Below are 18,083 nucleotides of genomic sequence, written 5' to 3' on the forward strand. Positions count from 1 at the left end.
ACGGCTGAAATTTACGACGGCGCACGAAAAATTCGGCGCGAAAGCTGACGCCGCCGGGATACTGTGTAAAAATACAGGCCATATTTTCGGTGTGGTAACGCAAATCATGGCCCTGACAGCCGCAGTAAAAAGCCAGATAGCGCAGTGGTATAAAGCGCTTCAGCAGCAGGTGCCTGACTTCATCCCGCGTGCGCCACAGCGCCAGATGATCGCCGAAGTGGCGAAGTGCCTGGCGGGCGACGATTCGCGCCATCTGGCGGTTGAAGCGCCAACCGGCGTGGGCAAAACCCTCTCTTATCTGATCCCGGGCATCGCGGCCAGCCGCGCCCAGGAGAAGCGGCTGGTGATCAGCACCGCCAACGTGGCGCTGCAGGATCAAATCTTCACCAAAGATCTGCCGCTACTGAAAAAAATCATTCCCGATCTCACCTTTACCGCCGCCTTTGGTCGCGGGCGCTATGTCTGTCCGCGTAATCTGGCGGCGATGGCGGCCGATGACGATGAGCAGGGCGATCTGCTGCTTTATCTGGACGATGATGCCGTCAGCAGCACTAAAGAAGAGCAGACGCAGTGTGGCCGGTTGCAGAAATCGCTGGATCGCTATCAGTGGGACGGCCTGCGCGATCACAGCGAGGAGAACGTCAGCGACAGCCTGTGGCAGCGGCTCTCCACCGACAAAGCGAGCTGCCTTGGCGCACACTGTCGCTGGTATCGTGAATGCCCGTTCTTTGTGGCGCGGCGCGAGATCGAGCAGGTCGATGTAGTGGTGGCGAACCATGCGCTGGTCATGGCAGCCATGGAGAATGAGTCGGTGCTGCCACCGGCTAAAAACCTGATGCTGGTGCTGGATGAAGGGCATCATCTGCCGGAAGTGGCCCGCGATGCGCTGGAGATGAGCGCCGACATCACGCCGGGCTGGAGCAGCCTGCAGCTCGACCTCTTTATCAAGCTGGTAGAGAGTATTATGACGCAGATGCGGCCAAAATCACCGCCGCCGCTGGCTAACCCGGAGCGGCTGAAAGCGCACTGCGATGAACTGCGCGAACTGCTGACAATTACCGCTCAGGCGCTGAATCCGCTGCTGCCACCGCATAACCAGCCGGGCGAATTCCGCTTTGTGCTGGGCGCGCTGCCGCAGGAGCTGCTGGATCTCTGCGCCCGGCTCTTTAAGCTCAGCGATGCGCTACGCGGCCTGAGTGAAGGTTTGATTAATGCGCTGAGCGAGCAGACCGGCAAGGTGGATGTGGTGCGACTGCATCGCAATCTGCTGCAGCTCAATCGCCAGTTTGGCTGGTTCGAATCGGTCAGCAAACTGTGGCGGCTGGCGGCGATGGAAAAAGCCTCTGGCGCGCCGGTGTCGAAGTGGATCACCCGCGAGCTGCGCGAAGGTCAGGCGCACCTGCTGTTTCACTGCGCAGGGATCCGCGTCAGCGACCAGCTGGAGAAAATGCTGTGGCGTAAAATTCCGCACGTGGTCGTGACGTCCGCCACCCTGCGATCGCTTAACAGTTTCAACCGCCTGCAGGAGATGTCGGGACTCAGCGAAAAGGCGGGCGACCGCTTTTTGGCGCTGGACTCCCCGTTTAACCACGTGGAGCAGGGCAAGCTGGTGATCCCGCAGATGCGCTATGAGCCGCTGATGACGCACGAAGCGGAGCATATCGCGGAGATGGCCGGTTTCTTCCGGCAGCAGATGGCGGAGAAAAAGCACAAAGGCGTGCTGGTGCTGTTTGCCAGCAACCGGGCGATGCAGCAGTTTGTCGCCTGTCTGCCCGACCTGCGCCTCTCAATGCTGGTTCAGGGCGATCAGCCGCGCAGCCGCCTGGTCGATCTGCATCGTCAGCGCGTCGCCAAAGGGGAAACCAGCATCCTGATTGGCCTGCAGTCGTTTGCGGAAGGGCTGGATCTCAAAGGCGATCTGCTGAGTCAGGTGCATATTCATAAAATCGCTTTTCCCCCGGTAGACAGTCCGGTAATTTTGACAGAAGGCGAGTGGCTGAAAAGCCTGAAGCGCTATCCGTTTGAGGTGCAGAGCTTACCCAGTGCCTCTTTTACCCTGATTCAACAGGTCGGACGCCTGATTCGCAGCCATCAATGTTATGGCGAAATCGTGATTTATGACCGCCGTCTGCTGAGCAAATCTTACGGCAGCCGGTTGTTAGCGGCGCTGCCGATTTTCCCGATTGAGCAGCCGGAAGCGCCAGAGCCGGCAGCGATACCGGCCACCGTGGTGCCAAAAAACACGGTACGTAAACGACGTCCCACGCGGCGCTGAGCCGCGCACTTAACCGGAAGCGAGTGATGGAACTGAATAAAATCATTAAAGAGATTGGTCGCGGTAAAAATCATGCCCGCGATATCGACTTTGATACCGCCGTGGCGCTTTATGGTGCGATGCTGGCGGGCGAGGTGCCGGACCTGGAGCTGGGCGGCATTCTGATTGCGCTGCGTATCAAAGGCGAAGGCGAAGCGGAAATGCGCGGCTTTTATCAGGCGATGCAGGCGCAGATGATGCAACTGCAGGCGCCGGAAAACCGCCCGATGCCGGTGGTGATCCCCAGCTACAACGGTGCACGCCGGCAGGGCAATCTCACACCGTTGCTGGCGCTGCTGCTGGTGAAACTCGGCTTCCCGGTGCTGGTGCATGGCGTCAGCGACGACGCGACGCGCATCACCAGTGAAGCGGTGTTTGCCGCGCTGGGTATTGCCCCCGTCACCACTGCAGAGGCGGCGCAGGCAAAACTCGATCAGGGCGAACTCGCCTTTATCACCATCGATCATCTCTGCCCGCCAATGGCGAAACAGCTGTCGCTGCGCTGGCGAATGGGCGTGCGTAACAGCGCGCATACGCTGGCAAAACTGGCGACCCCGTTTGCCGAACGTGCGGCGCTGCGTCTGTCGAGCGTGTCGCATCCGGAGTATGTGCCGCGCGTAGCGAAATTCTTCAGTGACATCGATGCGCCTGCGATACTGCTCAATGGCACCGAAGGGGAAGTCTATGCCAATCCACAGCGCTGCCCGGCGATCAGCATGATTCAGGGCGCAGGCGCAGAAGCGGAAGTGTGGGTTGAGCGTCAGCCTGAAGTGGCCGTTGAACTGCCGGCGTATAAGACGGCAGAGGTAACTGCGCGCTGGATTGAAGAGGTGCTGAATCAGCAGCGACCGGTGCCCGCGTCACTGCGACTTCAGCTCGCCTGCTGCCTGCGTGCCAGCGGCCAGTGCGACTCGCTGGCGGCGGCAGAGCAGCAAATCCTCGCCGCCGGTTACTGACTCAGGCTGCTGGCAGCGCCTGTTCAACCAGGTTCTGCCAGAAAGTAATGCCAATTGGCAGCAGCGCGTCGTTGAAGTCATAGCGGGCGTTGTGCAGCGGGGCGGAGGGCGTGTCGCCATCCGCGCCCAGCCAGAAGTAAGCACCCGGACAGGCCTCCATCATGCAGGCAAAATCTTCAGACGCCATCGACGGATTAACCTGCCACTGAACCTGTTCGGCCCCCAGCGTCGCCAGCGCCACGTCGCGCACCTGCTCAGCCGGGGCCGCATGGTTGGCTGTCACCGGATAGCCCGGTAACCACTCGATCTCACCGCTGACACCAAACGGACGTGGCAGGGTAGCGACAAATTCATCAATCAGCCCGCGTACTTTTTCGCGCACGCTGGTCTGCAGGCAACGCACCGTGCCGCGCAGCACAATCTGTTCCGGGATCACGTTGATTGCTTCGCCACCGTGGATCTGCGTCACGCTGACCACCGCCGAGGCGAGCGGCGAGAGCCGACGTGACGGAATTGTCTGCAGCGCCAGAATCAGCTCGGCCGCCACCACCATTGGATCGGCACCGCTTTCCGGCATCGCCGCGTGGCAGCTTTTGCCGTGCAGGGTAATCTCAAACGAATCCAGCGACGCCATCATGGCGCCAGGGTTAACCGCCAGTGACCCCAGCGGCAGTCCCGGCCAGTTGTGCATCGCATAGATCGCATCCATCGGGAAGCGCTGGAACAGTCCCTCTTCCACCATTTTGCGCGCACCGCCCAGGTTCTCTTCGGCAGGCTGAAAAATGAAATGTACCGTGCCGCGGAACTGGCGTGTGGCGGCCAGCTGTCGGGCGGCGGCCAGCAGAATGGCGCTGTGACCGTCGTGCCCGCAGGCGTGCATCACGCCAGGGGTGGCGGAGCGCCATTCAGTGTCGCCTTTTTCCGTAATCGGCAGCGCATCCATATCCGCACGCAGCCCGATAACCGGGCCGGGACCGTTTTCCAGCGTGCCGATGACGCCGGTGCCCGCCAGACCGCGAAACACCTGCAATCCCGCCCGCTCTAACTCATCAGCGATAAACTGGCTGGTTTGCTGTTCCTGGTAACCTAATTCGGGGTGGCGATGAAACTCACGGCGCCAGCGCAGGGCATCTTCAAGCAGGGCAGGGGAAAGGGTCATGCAGAGTCGCGCTCCATACAGAATGAGAAGATTTCACTTTAGAGGTCGGGTGGCGCTGCGTCTATCGCCGGCAGGACGAAATCTGGCTATAGGCTAAATCAAAATGGAATAAGTAATAAGGAAGTGATGTCCGGGCAGGGCTTAAGAATGGAAACGCGAAGAAAACGGGGCAAGTCGCTGCCCGCCCCGTTCAGCGTATTACTTCTGCATCGGCAGATTCAGGTCATGCTCTGCCGCGCAACTTTGTGCCAGCTCATAACCCGCGTCAGCATGACGCATCACGCCGGTGGCCGGATCGTTCCACAATACCCGACCCAGACGCGCATCCGCCTCTTTGCTGCCGTCACAGACAATCACCATACCGGCGTGCTGCGAGAAGCCCATGCCGACACCACCGCCATGATGCAGGCTGACCCAGGTCGCGCCGCCTGCGGTATTCAGCAGTGCGTTGAGCAGCGGCCAGTCTGAGATTGCATCCGAGCCATCCTTCATCGCTTCGGTTTCACGGTTAGGTGAGGCAACCGAACCGCAGTCGAGATGGTCGCGGCCAATCACCACCGGCGCTTTCAGCTCGCCGTTGCGGACCATTTCATTGAATGCCAGACCGGCAAGATGCCGTTCGCCCAGTCCCAGCCAGCAGATGCGTGCTGGCAGTCCCTGAAAGGCGATGCGCTCCTGCGCCATATCCAGCCAGCGATGCAGCGTTTTGTGGTGCGGGAACAGTTCTTTGAGTTTCGCGTCGGTCTTGTAGATATCTTCCGGATCGCCGGACAGCGCCACCCAGCGGAACGGGCCTTTTCCTTCGCAGAACAGCGGACGGATGTAGGCCGGTACAAAGCCAGGGAAGTCGAAGGCGTTGCTGACACCCTCATCCAGCGCTACCTGACGGATATTGTTGCCGTAGTCCACGGTCGGGATGCCCATATGACAGAAGTCGAGCATCGCCTGCACGTGGACCGCCATTGACGCACGTGCCGCTTTCTCTACTGCCTTCGGCTGTGAGACGCGCTCCTGCTGCCAGCGCACCAGATCCCAGCCAGCCGGCAGATAGCCATTTATCGGATCGTGTGCCGAGGTCTGATCGGTGACGATGTCCGGTTTTGGCCCGCCCGCCCGGGCGCGTTTCACCAGCTCCGGCAGGATCTCGGCGGCATTGCCCAGCAGCCCGACCGAAATCGCTTTTTTCGCCGCGGTCGCTTCGCTGATTAACGCCAGCGCTTCATCCAGCGTGGTGGCTTTGTAATCTACATAGCGGGTACGCAGGCGGAAATCGATGCGCGACTCCTGACACTCAATCGCCAGCACACAGGCCCCGGCCAGAACACCCGCCAGCGGTTGCGCGCCGCCCATGCCGCCCAGCCCGGCGGTGAGGATCCAGCGTCCGCTGAGGTCGTTGTTGTAGTGCTGACGTCCCGCTTCCACGAAGGTTTCGTAGGTGCCCTGCACAATGCCCTGCGCGCCGATATAGATCCAGGAACCGGCGGTCATCTGGCCGTACATCATCAGGCCCGCTTTATCCAGCTCATGGAAGTGATCCCAGGTTGCCCAGTGCGGCACCAGATTGGAGTTTGCCAGCAGTACGCGGGGTGCATCCGCGTGGGTGCGGAAAATGCCGACCGGCTTGCCGCTCTGGATCAGCAGGGTTTCATCCGGCTGCAGTGCCCGCAGCGAACGCAGGATCTGCTCGAAGCACTCCCAGTTACGCGCCGCCTTACCGATGCCGCCATAAACCACCAGATCTTCCGGTCGCTCGGCAACATCGGGATCGAGGTTGTTCTGAATCATGCGGTAAGCGGCTTCAATCAGCCAGTTGGCGCAGTGCAGCGTGGTACCGTGAGGCGCGCGAATTTCACGTGCCACAGCCTGAGAAAGAGTTTCGCTCATGAAAGATTCCTTAATTCAAGAAGTTGGGCGCATGCTCGGCAGCAGCGCGGTCAATGCCTGAGGCCAGTCAGTGCGACTTGCCCACTGACGCATTGCCTCGATATCGGGAGCCAGCAGGCGATCCTCCTCAAGGAAGGCGACCTGCTCGCGAATGGTGTCGATGGCCTGCTCAATCAGCGCAGAGCTTTTCAGCGGCCGGTTGAATTCAATGCCCTGTGCAGCGGCCATCGCCTCAATGCCCACGACCGCAGCGCTGTTAAAGCACATACTGCCGAGACGGCGGGCGGCGTAGGTCGCCATCGAGACGTGATCTTCCTGATTAGCGGAGGTCGGCAGGCTATCGACGCTGCCCGGATGGGCCAGCGATTTGTTCTCAGAGGCCAGGGCTGCGGCGGTCACCTGGGCGATCATAAAGCCGGAGTTTACGCCGCCGTCGCGCACCAGGAAGGGCGGCAGGCCCGACAAGCCGCTGTCCAGCAGCAGCGCCAGCCGCCGCTCGGAGATGGCTCCGACTTCGGCAATCGCCAGCGCCAGGATATCCGCAGCAAAGGCCACCGGCTCGGCGTGGAAGTTGCCGCCGGAGATCACATCGCCGCTGTCGCTGAACACCAGCGGGTTGTCAGAGGCCGCGTTCGCTTCGATTTCCAGAATCCGCGCCGCGTGGCTGACGTTGTCCAGGCAGGCACCCATCACCTGCGGCACGCAGCGGATGGAGTAGGGATCCTGAACGCGGCCACAATGCGTATGCGACAGCACTATTTCACTGCCCTCAATCAGGGTGCTTACGGCAGCGGCGACCGCAATCTGGCCATGCTGGCCGCGCGCCTGATGGATACGGGCGTCGAACGGTTTCAGTGAGCCTTTAATCGCCTCCAGCGACAGCGCACCTGCCATCAGACCGGCTGCAAACAGATTTTCACCTTCAAACAGGCCGCGCAGCGCCAGCGCAGTTGAGACCTGAGTGCCGTTAAGCAGCGCCAGTCCCTCTTTCGGGCCGAGTACAAACGGCGACAGGCCCACGCTTGCCAGTCCTTCGGTGGCCGGGATCAACTCACCCCTGAGCCGGACCTGACCTTCGCCCAGCAGCATCAGGGACATGTGCGCCAGCGGTGCCAGATCGCCGGAGGCACCGACCGAGCCTTTTTCCGGGATGCAGGGCATTACGCCCGCATTGAACAGCGCCAGCAGCGCCTCAACCAGTTCGATTCGCACGCCAGAGTGACCGCGCGCCAGGCTGATGATTTTGGTGGCGACCACCAGACGGGTAACATTGTCGGGCAGCAGATCGCCCAGCCCGACGCTGTGTGACAGCACCAGATTACGCTGCAGATCCGCCAGCCGGCTGGCCGGGATTTGCGTCTGCGCCAGCTTGCCGAAGCCGGTATTAATGCCATATACCACGTTGCCGGAGGCGACAATCGCATCCACGGTTTGCTGCGCCGCCGCAATGGCCTGACGCGCGGGCTCATCAAGCGTCAGCGTGACGTTACCCTGATAGATAGCGCGTAATGTGGCGAGGTCCACCTCGCCTGGCACCAGGCGCAAAACCTGAAACGAACCTGACATAGTCTACTCCTGTCTATACAAGTGTGCTGGCGTGGCTAAACTGCTCTCCTTGCCCTGATCCAGCGGAATAATACGAGTGAAACATAAGCGTTAATTCTTGTCTATGCTTGTCTATACAATCAAAGGGAGTAAGCAAGTGCCGTGCCAGGCCGATCACAAAAATCGATTGCCCGCCGGCTGCGGGTTGACTATTTAGCGCTACTCAGAGACTGCACCATCAGGATGCGCAGGCTGCACCATTGGGGCGCCGTGCACCGTACTGGATGTATATACATTCACACGGTGAGACAGTAAACTTAGGGGACTTTCAGCATAAGGAACAGCAAATGGTTGAGCATACGGCACTGGCACAACTGGCGGCGGCAATGAGCGATGAGCCTGCCCCGATTTATCAGCGGGTGAAGCAGGCCATCGTCAGCCAGATCCGTGAAGGGTTGTGGAAAGCGAATCAGCGTGTGCCATCAGAAAGTGAACTGGTGAATGAACTGGGCGTCAGCCGCATGACCATTAACCGGGCGCTGCGTGAACTCACCAGCGAAGGCTTTCTGGTGCGGATGCAGGGCGTCGGAACCTTCGTGGCGGAGATGAAAGGCTACACCGCCATGCTGGAGGTGCATAACATCGCCGATGAGATCGCTCAGCGCGGCCATCAGCACAGCTGCAAAATCCTCGCCATCGGCCAGGACAAAGCCGATCCTGAGCAGGCGGCGGTGCTGGGACTGACCACCGGGCAGACGCTCTATCATTCGCTGATTGTGCATTATGAAAATGATCTGCCGGTGCAGCTGGAGGACCGCCTGGTCAATCCGCTGGTCGCGCCCGATTACCTGACGCAGGATTATCAGCAGATGACGCCTTACACCTATCTGATGCGCGTTGCGCCGCTGACGGCGGGCGAGCACATTGTTGAAGCGGTGTTGCCCGATGCGCGTCAGCGTAAACATCTGTCGGTGGATGAGCACGAACCCTGCCTGCTGATTCGCCGTCAGACCTGGAGCGACACTAAAATTGTGACCTATGCGCGGTTGCTCTATCCTGGCTCACGTTACAAATTACTGGGCCGCTTCAGAGGACACGGTTAAGAGCCGAGCCCATCAGGCTATTTTATTTGTCAGTCTGAACCTGGGCAGTGCTCACACAGGCTGCTTTAGCAACCTGAACGCCCGTCAGGGCGGCCCTGAAAGGGCGAGCGCAGCGAGTCATCCTCACGTACTACGTGTACTACGGATTGTTCCGCGCTGTCCGTGTCCAGACTACCTGCAACAATTACGCCTACTGGGATAGGCTCTAAGACGGGTAAACAGCAGCCGGGCATCGGTATCGCACGGGCTGAGTGCTGTTTCTTCATCGACCCACCATGCGCCCTGTTGCGCGGTCAGCCGTTCCCCGACAGCCGTCTGCCAGGCGCCAGCCAGCACCCAGGCAACGCCATGCAGAGAGCTGACCGGCGTGGTCACCACCTCCACCGTTGCCTGCCATTCCCCGCGCCGCGTCATAATATTAAAATCTTCGCTGACGCTGCCCTGCAGCTTTGCCGTTAAGGCGAGTTCGCCGGCAAACGCCCAGGGCTGTTGAGGCGTCAGTAAGTGCTGCACGCCCGGCGCGGTCAGCAACACCGGATCGCCATGTAGCAGGGTAATCACCCGATCAATGTCAGGAAAGGCAGAGAAGGGACCATCCTGCGCCAGCGTCGCAATGCTGGCGCGCCAGCCGAAACGCTCCGCGCCGGGTGGAAAGCTGATGATTTCGCGGGTTTCGCCGCCGCCGTTGCGCCAGCGGCTGACCGCCAGCTCCGGGTACGTGAACCGGGCGATCATCGCAGCGCCTCCATCGCCTGAGCAAAACGGGCGGCACACGCCGTCTGGTGCGGATGCACCCCATCTTCAACCACGGCTTTACCCGCCACATAAACGTCCCGAATCTGATCGCGCTGCCCGGCAAAGAGCCAGCGGTTGAGTACGGCGTGCGACCCGACGCTGCCGAGCCACGCCTCATCCCGCAGCACCAGCCAGTCGGCACGTTGTCCCACCGCCAGCGTGCCCTGTTGAATGCCACACGCCTGCGCACCGCCCGCTGCTGCCTGTTGCCACAGCAGATCGCCTACCGACGGCTGGCCGGGCAGGGTAATCCGGTTGCGACGCTGGTCGCGCAGTCGCTGAGCATACTCCAGCCAGCGCAGCTCCTCCTGGGCGCTCAGCGAAACGTGACTGTCAGAGCCGATGCCCCAGCATCCGCCCTGCGCGATGTACTCCACTGCCGGAAAGATGCCGTCACCGAGGTTGGCTTCGGTGGTCGGGCAGAGACCCGCTACTGCGCCGCTGCGGGCGAGACGCGCCAGCTCACTCTCATCCAGATGGGTGGCGTGGATCAGGCACCAGCGCGCATCCACCTCAAAGCGGTTCAGCAGCCAGGCCACCGGACGCTCGCCGCTCCACGCCAGCGAGTCATTCACCTCTTTCTGCTGTTCAGCCACATGGATATGTACCGGCAGCGTCGGATCACTGGCCGCCAGCACGTCCTGCATCTGGCTTTCACTCACCGCCCGCAGCGAATGGAAACAGAGGCCACGGTTCAGCAGTGGTCTTTGCTGCTGCCACGCATCAAGCCGCGCCTGCTGTTGCAGATAGCGGTCGGTCTGCTGGATAAAACGCTTCTGACCCGCCGACGCTGGCTGGCTGCCGAAGCCGCTGTAGGTGTAGAGCACCGGCAGCAGCGTCTGGCCGATACCGGCGATCTCCGCCGCTTCAATCAGCTGTTGCAGCATCGCATCATCACTGTAGGGCGCACCCTGTGTGTCGTGGTGCAGGTAGTGAAACTCTGCCACCTGGGTGTAGCCGCCTTTCAGCATCTCGATGTAGAGCAGGGCGGCAATATCGCCCACCTGTTGCGGCGTCAGGCGCTGCACCATGCGGTACATCAGATCCCGCCACGTCCAGAAACTGTCCTGAGGATCGCCCGCTACTTCAGCCAGACCCGCCATGGCACGCTGGAAGGCGTGCGAGTGCAGGTTGGCGATTGCCGGGATCACCTCGCCGTTGAGCCGGATAGCCTGATCAGCGTGGCTATCCGGGGTAATGGAGTCGATAAAACCGGCCTTATTGACCGTGATACGCACCTGCTGCTGCCAGCCCTCCGCCAGCAGTGCACGCGAGGCAAAAAAAGTCGCCATGGTTGATCCTCATCGGATGTGGTTGTATATACATATACATACTTTGAGGCACAGTGTAAACGGCGGAGGCATGAGGCAGCGATGGCAGAAGAGATGCGCGTAGAGACGGTGTGGACCGGGGCTGACCTGGTCACCATGCGTGACGGAAAGTACCATCTTATCCCCCAGGGCGCACTGGTGGTGCGGGCGGGCAGGCTGGTGTGGGTCGGGCCGCAGGCGGAGATGCCCGCGTTCGTCGCCGATCAGCATCATCATCTGCCGGGCGGCATCGTGACCCCGGGGCTGGTGGATTGTCATACTCACCTGGTGTTTGGCGGCGACCGCAGCCAGGAGTTTGAACAGCGCCTGAATGGCGTCAGCTATGCAGAGATTGCCGCGCAGGGCGGTGGCATCCTCTCAACCGTGCGCGCTACCCGCGCCGCCACTGAAGAGGAACTGGTGGCATCGGCTCGCTGGCGGCTTAACCGCCTGCTGGCCGAGGGCGTCACCACCGTGGAAATCAAGTCCGGCTATGGCCTGGATGAAGAGAGCGAACTGCGGATGCTGCGGGCGATTCGCCAGCTGGGAGAGAGCGTAGCCGCTGACGTGCGCGCTACCTGTCTGGCGGCACATGCTTTTCCGCCGGAGTTTAAGCACGACCCGGATGGCTGGGTCGATATCATCTGCGAACGGCTGCTGCCGCAGGTGCAGGCACTGGGACTTGCGGATGCGGTGGATGCGTTCTGCGAGCATCTCGCCTTTTCACCGCAGCAGGTGGCGCGAGTGTTTGATCGGGCAGTGGCGCTGGACATGCCGGTGAAACTGCATGCGGAGCAGCTCTCGGCGTCAGGTGGCGCAGCACTGGCGGCCCGCTATGGGGCGCTCTCTGCCGACCACCTTGAATATGCCACCGAGGAGGATGCCAGAGCGATGGCACAGCATGGCACCGTGGCGGTTCTGCTGCCTGGTGCATTTTATCTGCTGCGGGAGACGCAGCGTCCGCCGGTAGATCTCTTCCGGCGCTATGGCGTGCCGATGGCGCTGGCCAGCGATGCCAATCCCGGCACCTCGCCTGCGCTGTCGCTGCGTCTGATGCTTAATATGGGCTGCACCCTGTTTGGCATGACGCCGGAAGAGGCGCTGGCGGGCGTCACGCTGTGGGGGGCAAAAGCGCTGGGGGTGGCTGACAGTCACGGCTCGCTGGAGGCGGGAAAAGTGGCGAACTTCGTTCACTGGCCGCTGGCCCGTCCGGCAGAACTGGTTTACTGGCTGGGTGGTGAACTGCCCTGTACCGTTATCTATCGTGGAGAACCACAATGAACCCTTTCCATTTTACCCAGGGCAGTCTGCCGCTGCTGGTCAGCATTCCCCACGCCGGTACCGAGCTGACGCCCGGCGTGGAAGCCGGATTGAGTGAGGCCGCGCGCGGCTTACCCGACACCGACTGGCATATTCCGCTGCTGTATGATTTTGTGCGTGATCTCGGGGCCAGCGTGTTAATCGGGCGCTACTCCCGCTTTGTGGTCGATCTCAATCGCCCGCCCGATAACCAGCCGCTCTACACCAGCGCCACCACCGGCCTGTTCCCGGAAACCCTGTTCGACGGCACACCGACCTTTGCGCCAGGCAAAACACCCGATGACACGGCGCGTCAGGGCTACATCGATCAGATCTGGCAGCCCTATCATCAGCAGATTCAACAGGAGCTGGCGCGGCTCAAAGCGCAGCATGGCTATGCGCTGCTGTTTGACGCCCACTCTATCGCCAGTGAAATTCCCCGCCTGTTTGACGGCCGCCTGCCCGATATCAACATTGGCACCAACGACGGCGCAAGCTGCACGCCAGCAATGAGTACGGCGCTGGAGGCCGTGTGCGCGGCGCAGAACGACTACAGCTGGGTGATTAACGGGCGCTTTAAAGGCGGTTACATCACCCGTGCCTACGGTCAGCCGCAGCAGCAGATTGAGGCGGTCCAGCTGGAGCTGGCGCAGCTCAACTACATGGATGAAACCCCACCTTACGCCTGGCAGCAGGCGCGTGCCGCCAGGTTGCAGAACGTGCTTAAGGCACTGATCCACGCCATGCTGGCGCAGGCTAAACCGCAATAAAACTCACCAGAGCGATGCGCCACTCCGGTGCATCGCTGCCCTGATTAAGTGCAGCGGCGGGCAGGTCGCCTGCCAGCTCCCATACTCCCGCCGCTTTTTCCATCTTTGCAGAGCTGGCATAACCTTTGCTTGGTTGTATGTACAAGTGCAGCAGCGCCTCCATCTGCGTAATAAATTCTGTCTGGCTCACAAAACGATAAAGCCGGCAATGAACTGCGCTGCGTTAACTTGTATATACATGACATATCATCCTGTGAAATTTATGTTAAATCTCGTCAGGACGATCACCAGGCCGCTACTTTCAGGAGAACCGTATGACACACCCTCTGACTCTTCGTCGTTTATGTCTCACTACGCTGGTTTCCAGCCTGCTGCTCTGTGGCGTCAGCGCCCAGGCCAAAGAGTGGAAGTCGATCACCATCGCCACCGAAGGCAGTTATGAACCCTGGAACCTCACCCTGCCAGGCGGCAAGCTGGGCGGTTTTGAACCGGAGCTGATGGCCGATCTCTGCCAGCGCATGGCGATACAGTGCAAGCTGGTGGTGCAGAACTGGGATGGAATGATCGCCGGTCTGAATGCCGGAAAATATGACGTGATCATGGATGCAATTGTGATCACCCCCGATCGCAAGAAAGTGATCAATTTCACCGTGCCCTACGCCTCAACGCCCGCCACCTTCATCACGGTGAAAGGGTCGTTGCTGCCTGCCGACAGTAAGATCATCAAACTCACCGACGATGAGAAAACCGTGGAGCCAGCCATCGCACCCCTGAAAGCGGCGCTGAAGGGCAAAACCATTGGTATCGCCTCCGGCACCGTCTACACGCCGTTTATCGACAAGTACTTCAAAGAGGTGGCGGATGTTCGGGAATACACCAGCTCAGCTGATGCGATCCTCGATTTGCAGGCGGGGCGTATTGACGCGGTGTTTGACGATGTGACCTTTGCGCAGTCGATGCTGGCGCGACCGGATAACCGTAACCTCAGCTTTAGCGGTCCGCAACTGGGCGGCCCAATCTGGGGTGAGGGCGAGGCGATGGGCGTGCGCATGGCAGACAACGATCTGAAAGCCCGGCTGGATCAGGCGATCAAAGCCGCGCTGGCCGATGGCACAGTGAAAAAGCTGAGCGAGAAGTGGTTCAAAACTGACGTCACACCCTGAGTGAGGTAACTGATGATAAGCCTGCTGAGTTTTGGCCCGGAGGGCTGGGGACGATTGATTCTGAGTGCGACGCTGACGACGTTGCTGCTCTCATTTGCCGCGCTGCTGGTCGGTGCGGTGGTGGGATCGGGCGTCGCCGCTGCAAAGTTATCCCCGCACCGCGCGGTGCGCTGGGCAGGGGAAGGCTACTCGGTGATTTTTCGTGGCATTCCTGAGCTGCTGGTGATCTACCTCTTCTACTTCGGCGGATCGGGATTGATCACGCAGATCGGACAACTGTTTGGCGCGGACGGGTTTATCGAAGCGCCGCCGTTTCTGATCGGGGCGCTGGCCATCGGGCTTATCTCCGGCTCTTACCAGGCGGAAGTTTATCGTGCCGCACGGCTGGCCCTGGCGAAAGGGGAGATCGAAGCCGCTGTTGCTATTGGTATGCCGCGCTGGCGCATCCGGCAACGCATCCTGCTGCCGCAGGTGGCGCGATATGCGCTGCCCGGCCTGTCAAACGTCTGGCAGATGAGTCTGAAAGACTCGGCGCTGGTGTCAGTGACCGGCATTGTCGAGCTGATGCGGGCCAGCCAGATTGCGGCCGGCTCCACCCGTGATTACTTCTCCTTTTATCTGGTGGGCGGTGCCTGTTATCTGCTGCTGACGCTGCTGTCGAACCGCGCCTTTCTGCGGGCTGAATCCCGTCTTGGTCGCGCCTGGCAAAGCCGCACCGCTGCACAGCATTAAGGAGACTTATGATCGATTTTGCGTTCCTCACTGACACCTTCCTGAAACTCAGCGCCGCGTTGCCGGTTACGCTGGGCCTGTTTATCAGCGCCTTTCTGTGTGGTGGCGTGCTGGCGGTGGGTATTCTGGCGCTGCGCATGAGCCGCTGGCGTCTGCTGAGTGCTTTTGCCCGTGGCTACATTCTGGTGTTTCGCGGCTCGCCGCTGATGATCCAGCTGTTCCTGATCTACTACGGCCTTGGGCAGTTTGGTGTGATCCGGCACAGTCTCTTCTGGCCGTTTCTGCGTGAGCCCTTTACCTGTGCGGTGCTGGCGTTGTCGCTCTGCACCGCCGCCTACACCGCAGAGATCCTGCGCGGCGCGCTGCTGGCTGTGCCGCCCGGTCAGGTGGAGGCGGGGATGGCGTGCGGCATGTCGCGCGGGCTGCTACTGCGGCGCATTATCGCGCCGGTGATGCTGCGTTATGCGCTACCCGCGTACTCCACCGAGGCGATTCTGCTGGTGAAATCGACCGCGCTGGCCAGTCTGGTCACGGTCTGGGATGTCACCGGAGTGGCGCAACAGATTATCCAGCGTACTTACCGCACTATGGAGGTGTTTCTCTGTGCGGCGGCGATCTACCTGATCCTCAACTTCATCATTGTGCAACTCTATGCCCTGCTGGAGCGGCGCCTGACGCCGGTTCATAAACCGGAAAAAAAGCCGTTACCGGCCGCTAAGCCGATTCCTGGAGGAAAATAAACATGTCTGAACTGCCACCCGTCACGCTGTCGGCCAGCGATATCCATAAATCCTTTGGCGCCATGGAGGTGCTGAAAGGCATCTCGCTGCAGGCGCACCAGGGCGATGTTATCTCAATACTCGGTGCCAGCGGCTCGGGCAAAAGTACGCTGCTGCGCTGCATTAATCTGCTTGAGACACCTGATGCGGGCGTGGTCAGCGTGGGCGGTGAAACCATTGAGATGAAGCGCCATGCCCGGGGACACCAGCTGGCGGCTAATCCGCGTCAGATTGAGCGGTTGCGCTCCCGTCTCGGCATGGTGTTTCAGAGCTTTAACCTCTGGTCGCACCTGACCGTGCTGCAAAATGTCATTGAAGGGCCGCACTACGTCCTCAAGCGCGATAAAAAAGCCTGTATTGCCCAGGCGGAACAGCTTCTGGATCGTGTCGGTCTGCTGAATCGCAAAGATTTTTATCCCGCCCAGCTTTCAGGCGGTCAGCAGCAGCGGGTGGCGATTGCCCGGGCGCTGGCAATGGACCCGGAGGTGATGCTGTTTGATGAGCCAACTTCGGCACTCGATCCGGAACTGGTGGGCGAGGTGCTGAAGGTCATGCGCAGCCTGGCGGAAGAGGGCCGCACCATGCTGGTAGTGACCCATGAGATGGGTTTTGCCCGCAACGTCTCTAACCGGGTGGTGTTTATGCATCAGGGCACTATTGATTGTCAGGGCACGCCAGAGGCGATGTTCGGCGAGGCGGGATCGGCGCGCTTTAAGCAGTTTATCTCCAGTCATCATCAGGTGGAGCCGGTGGTATGAGTGACGTGATACGTCAGACGCTGGTCTGGGGCGATGGCCCGCTGAAATGGCAGGCGCTGGTGCAGGTCGCCCGGCACGGTGCCACCCTGACGCTGAGCGACAGTGCCTGGCAGCGAATTGCGCAGAGCCGTGAAATCGTCGGGAATATCGTGGCGGCGGGGCAGGTGGCTTACGGCATCAATACCGGGCTGGGGGCGTTGTGCAACATCACCCTGTCTGAAGATGAACTGAGCCAGCTGTCGCGCAATACCCTGCTGAGCCATGCCTGTGGCGTCGGGCCGGTGCTGGCAAAACCCGAGGTCCGCGCCATTCTGTGCGCTGCGATTGCGAACTACAGCCACGGAAAATCAGGTGTTTCAGTGGCGCTGGTGCAACAGTTACTGGCGCTGCTAAACCTGCAGATTACCCCACAGATACCGTCGCAGGGATCGGTGGGGTATCTGACCCACATGGCGCATATCGGCCTGGCGATGATTGGCATCGGCGAGGTGGAGTGGAAGGGCGAAATCGTTCCGGCGCAGCAGGCGCTGGCCCAGGCGGGATTAGCCCCTTACCGGCCTGGCGCCAAAGAGGGACTGAGCCTGGTCAACGGCACGCCCTGCATGACCGGCTTAGCCTGTCTGGCGCTGGACGATGCCGAACGGCTGCTGGACTGGGCAGACGTCACCGGTGCGATGAGCTTTGAGGCGCTGCGCGGTCAGCTGGTGGCATTTGACCCTGAGGTGCTGGCGCTGAAGGCCAGCCCGGGGATTCAGCGCAGCGGCGAACGTCTGCGCCAGTTGCTTATTGACAGCCCGCTGCTGAAAGCCAGCGTTGGCATCCGGACTCAGGATGCGCTGAGTCTGCGCTCGATGCCGCAGGTGCACGGCGCCTGTCGCGATCAGTTTAGTCACGCTGTCCGTCAGGTGGAGACCGAACTCAACGCCTGTACCGACAATCCGCTGGTGCTGGGGACGCCGCAGGCCTGGCGTGTGGTGTCACAGTCCAATCCGCATGGCGAGTCGGTGGCAATGGCCTGCGACCTGCTGGCGATTGCGATGGCGGAGCTGGGCAGCATCGCCGAGCGACGGCTTGATCGGCTGGTGAATCCGCTGGTCAGCGGCCTGCCGCCGTTTCTGGTGGCCGAGCCGGGCGTGAATTCCGGCATGATGATTGCGCAGTACGTGGCGGCGTCACTCTGCGCGGAGAACCGTCAGCTGGCACAGCCTGCGGTGCTTGATAACTATGTCACTTCAGGATTACAGGAGGATCATCTGAGCCTCGGCACCGGCTCGGCGCTGAAGCTGCTGAAACTGGTCAGCAATGTTGATCACATTATCGCGATTGAGTATCTGCTGGCGGCGCAGGCGCTGGAGTTTCACGGTGAGTCACAGCTGGCAGCAGGCACGCGGCGCGCCTGGCAGCATTTGCGGCAGGTTGTTGAGCGCTGGCAGCAGGATCGCTGGCTGGCACCCGACATCGCCTGCGCGGTAGCTCAGATTAAAGCGCACCGGGCCGATGCGCTTGTGGGGTGAGG

The 18,083-nt window shown here is 60.8% G+C and carries 16 protein-coding genes; 10 read left to right on the forward strand and 6 right to left on the reverse strand.

The features are described 5' to 3' along the window. The first annotated feature begins 106 nt into the window (after nt 1-106). Nucleotides 107-2,275 (forward strand): ATP-dependent DNA helicase DinG, encoded by a 2,169-nt coding sequence (gene dinG / locus AC0T7J_RS08580; protein ID WP_473793483.1) that lies wholly within the window; start codon nt 107-109, stop codon nt 2,273-2,275. A gap of 26 nt (nt 2,276-2,301) precedes the next feature. Further along, nucleotides 2,302-3,270: a DNA-binding protein YbiB gene (ybiB, locus tag AC0T7J_RS08585; RefSeq protein WP_473793484.1), complete on the forward strand. Its 969-nt coding sequence runs from the start codon at nt 2,302-2,304 to the stop codon at nt 3,268-3,270. 1 nt (nt 3,271) lies between these two features. Here ybiB and AC0T7J_RS08590 read toward each other — a convergent pair whose 3' ends face one another. From AC0T7J_RS08590 to hutH, 3 genes are all read right to left on the reverse strand, one after another. Then, nucleotides 3,272-4,429, reverse strand: coding sequence for a M20 aminoacylase family protein (locus AC0T7J_RS08590; RefSeq protein WP_473793486.1), 1,158 nt, complete (start codon nt 4,427-4,429; stop codon nt 3,272-3,274). A gap of 198 nt (nt 4,430-4,627) precedes the next feature. Continuing rightward, entirely contained in the window at nt 4,628-6,313 is a 1,686-nt protein-coding gene (gene hutU / locus AC0T7J_RS08595) for a urocanate hydratase (RefSeq protein ID WP_022625986.1), read from the reverse strand. Between the two features lie 15 nt (nt 6,314-6,328). After that, on the reverse strand, nt 6,329-7,879 hold the full coding sequence (gene hutH, locus AC0T7J_RS08600; RefSeq protein ID WP_473793488.1) for a histidine ammonia-lyase: 1,551 nt from the start codon (nt 7,877-7,879) through the stop codon (nt 6,329-6,331). A gap of 326 nt (nt 7,880-8,205) precedes the next feature. Between hutH and hutC the strand changes: the two genes are divergently transcribed. Continuing rightward, complete coding sequence (gene hutC, locus AC0T7J_RS08605; RefSeq protein ID WP_010254300.1) at nt 8,206-8,961, forward strand: histidine utilization repressor; 756 nt, start codon at nt 8,206-8,208, stop codon at nt 8,959-8,961. Nucleotides 8,962-9,132: 171 nt separating this feature from the next. On the opposite strand, the gene AC0T7J_RS08610 is transcribed toward hutC, so the two are convergent. Then, complete coding sequence (locus tag AC0T7J_RS08610) at nt 9,133-9,696, reverse strand: HutD/Ves family protein (protein WP_473793490.1); 564 nt, start codon at nt 9,694-9,696, stop codon at nt 9,133-9,135. Continuing rightward, nucleotides 9,693-11,048: a formimidoylglutamate deiminase gene (locus tag AC0T7J_RS08615; protein ID WP_473793492.1), complete on the reverse strand. Its 1,356-nt coding sequence runs from the start codon at nt 11,046-11,048 to the stop codon at nt 9,693-9,695. The genes AC0T7J_RS08610 and AC0T7J_RS08615 overlap by 4 nt, the downstream gene beginning before the upstream one ends. A gap of 81 nt (nt 11,049-11,129) precedes the next feature. Here AC0T7J_RS08615 and hutI point away from each other — a divergent pair, with 81 nt between their 5' ends. Together hutI and hutG are read left to right on the forward strand one after the other, a co-directional pair. Then, the gene (gene hutI, locus AC0T7J_RS08620; RefSeq protein WP_473793494.1) at nt 11,130-12,347 is read left to right on the forward strand and encodes an imidazolonepropionase; all 1,218 of its coding nucleotides are present in this window, start codon (nt 11,130-11,132) and stop codon (nt 12,345-12,347) included. Then, nucleotides 12,344-13,135 (forward strand): N-formylglutamate deformylase, encoded by a 792-nt coding sequence (gene hutG, locus AC0T7J_RS08625; RefSeq protein ID WP_473793496.1) that lies wholly within the window; start codon nt 12,344-12,346, stop codon nt 13,133-13,135. The genes hutI and hutG overlap by 4 nt, the downstream gene beginning before the upstream one ends. Here hutG and AC0T7J_RS08630 read toward each other — a convergent pair. Next, a complete protein-coding gene (locus AC0T7J_RS08630) occupies nt 13,122-13,280 on the reverse strand; it encodes a hypothetical protein (RefSeq protein ID WP_473793497.1) in 159 nt (52 codons plus the stop codon). The two genes, hutG and AC0T7J_RS08630, sit on opposite strands and share 14 nt — an antisense overlap. Before the next feature lie 169 nt (nt 13,281-13,449). On the opposite strand from AC0T7J_RS08630, the gene AC0T7J_RS08635 reads away from it, so the two are divergent. The 5 genes from AC0T7J_RS08635 to AC0T7J_RS08655 are packed head-to-tail and all read left to right on the forward strand — an operon-like array spanning nt 13,450 to nt 18,081. Next, nucleotides 13,450-14,298, forward strand: coding sequence for a transporter substrate-binding domain-containing protein (locus tag AC0T7J_RS08635; protein ID WP_031591733.1), 849 nt, complete (start codon nt 13,450-13,452; stop codon nt 14,296-14,298). Between the two features lie 12 nt (nt 14,299-14,310). After that, nucleotides 14,311-15,030, forward strand: coding sequence for an ABC transporter permease (locus AC0T7J_RS08640; protein ID WP_010254310.1), 720 nt, complete (start codon nt 14,311-14,313; stop codon nt 15,028-15,030). Nucleotides 15,031-15,038: 8 nt separating this feature from the next. Then, a complete protein-coding gene (locus tag AC0T7J_RS08645; protein ID WP_010254311.1) occupies nt 15,039-15,770 on the forward strand; it encodes an ABC transporter permease in 732 nt (243 codons plus the stop codon). 2 nt (nt 15,771-15,772) lie between these two features. Further along, nucleotides 15,773-16,567, forward strand: a complete 795-nt coding sequence (locus AC0T7J_RS08650) for an ABC transporter ATP-binding protein (RefSeq protein ID WP_022625980.1) — start codon at nt 15,773-15,775, stop codon at nt 16,565-16,567. Further along, nucleotides 16,564-18,081: an HAL/PAL/TAL family ammonia-lyase gene (locus tag AC0T7J_RS08655; RefSeq protein ID WP_473793500.1), complete on the forward strand. Its 1,518-nt coding sequence runs from the start codon at nt 16,564-16,566 to the stop codon at nt 18,079-18,081. Before AC0T7J_RS08650 ends, AC0T7J_RS08655 begins: the two co-directional genes overlap by 4 nt. Nucleotides 18,082-18,083 lie beyond the last annotated feature (2 nt).

The sequence above is a fragment of the Pantoea sp. E956-1 genome (assembly GCF_982223955.1).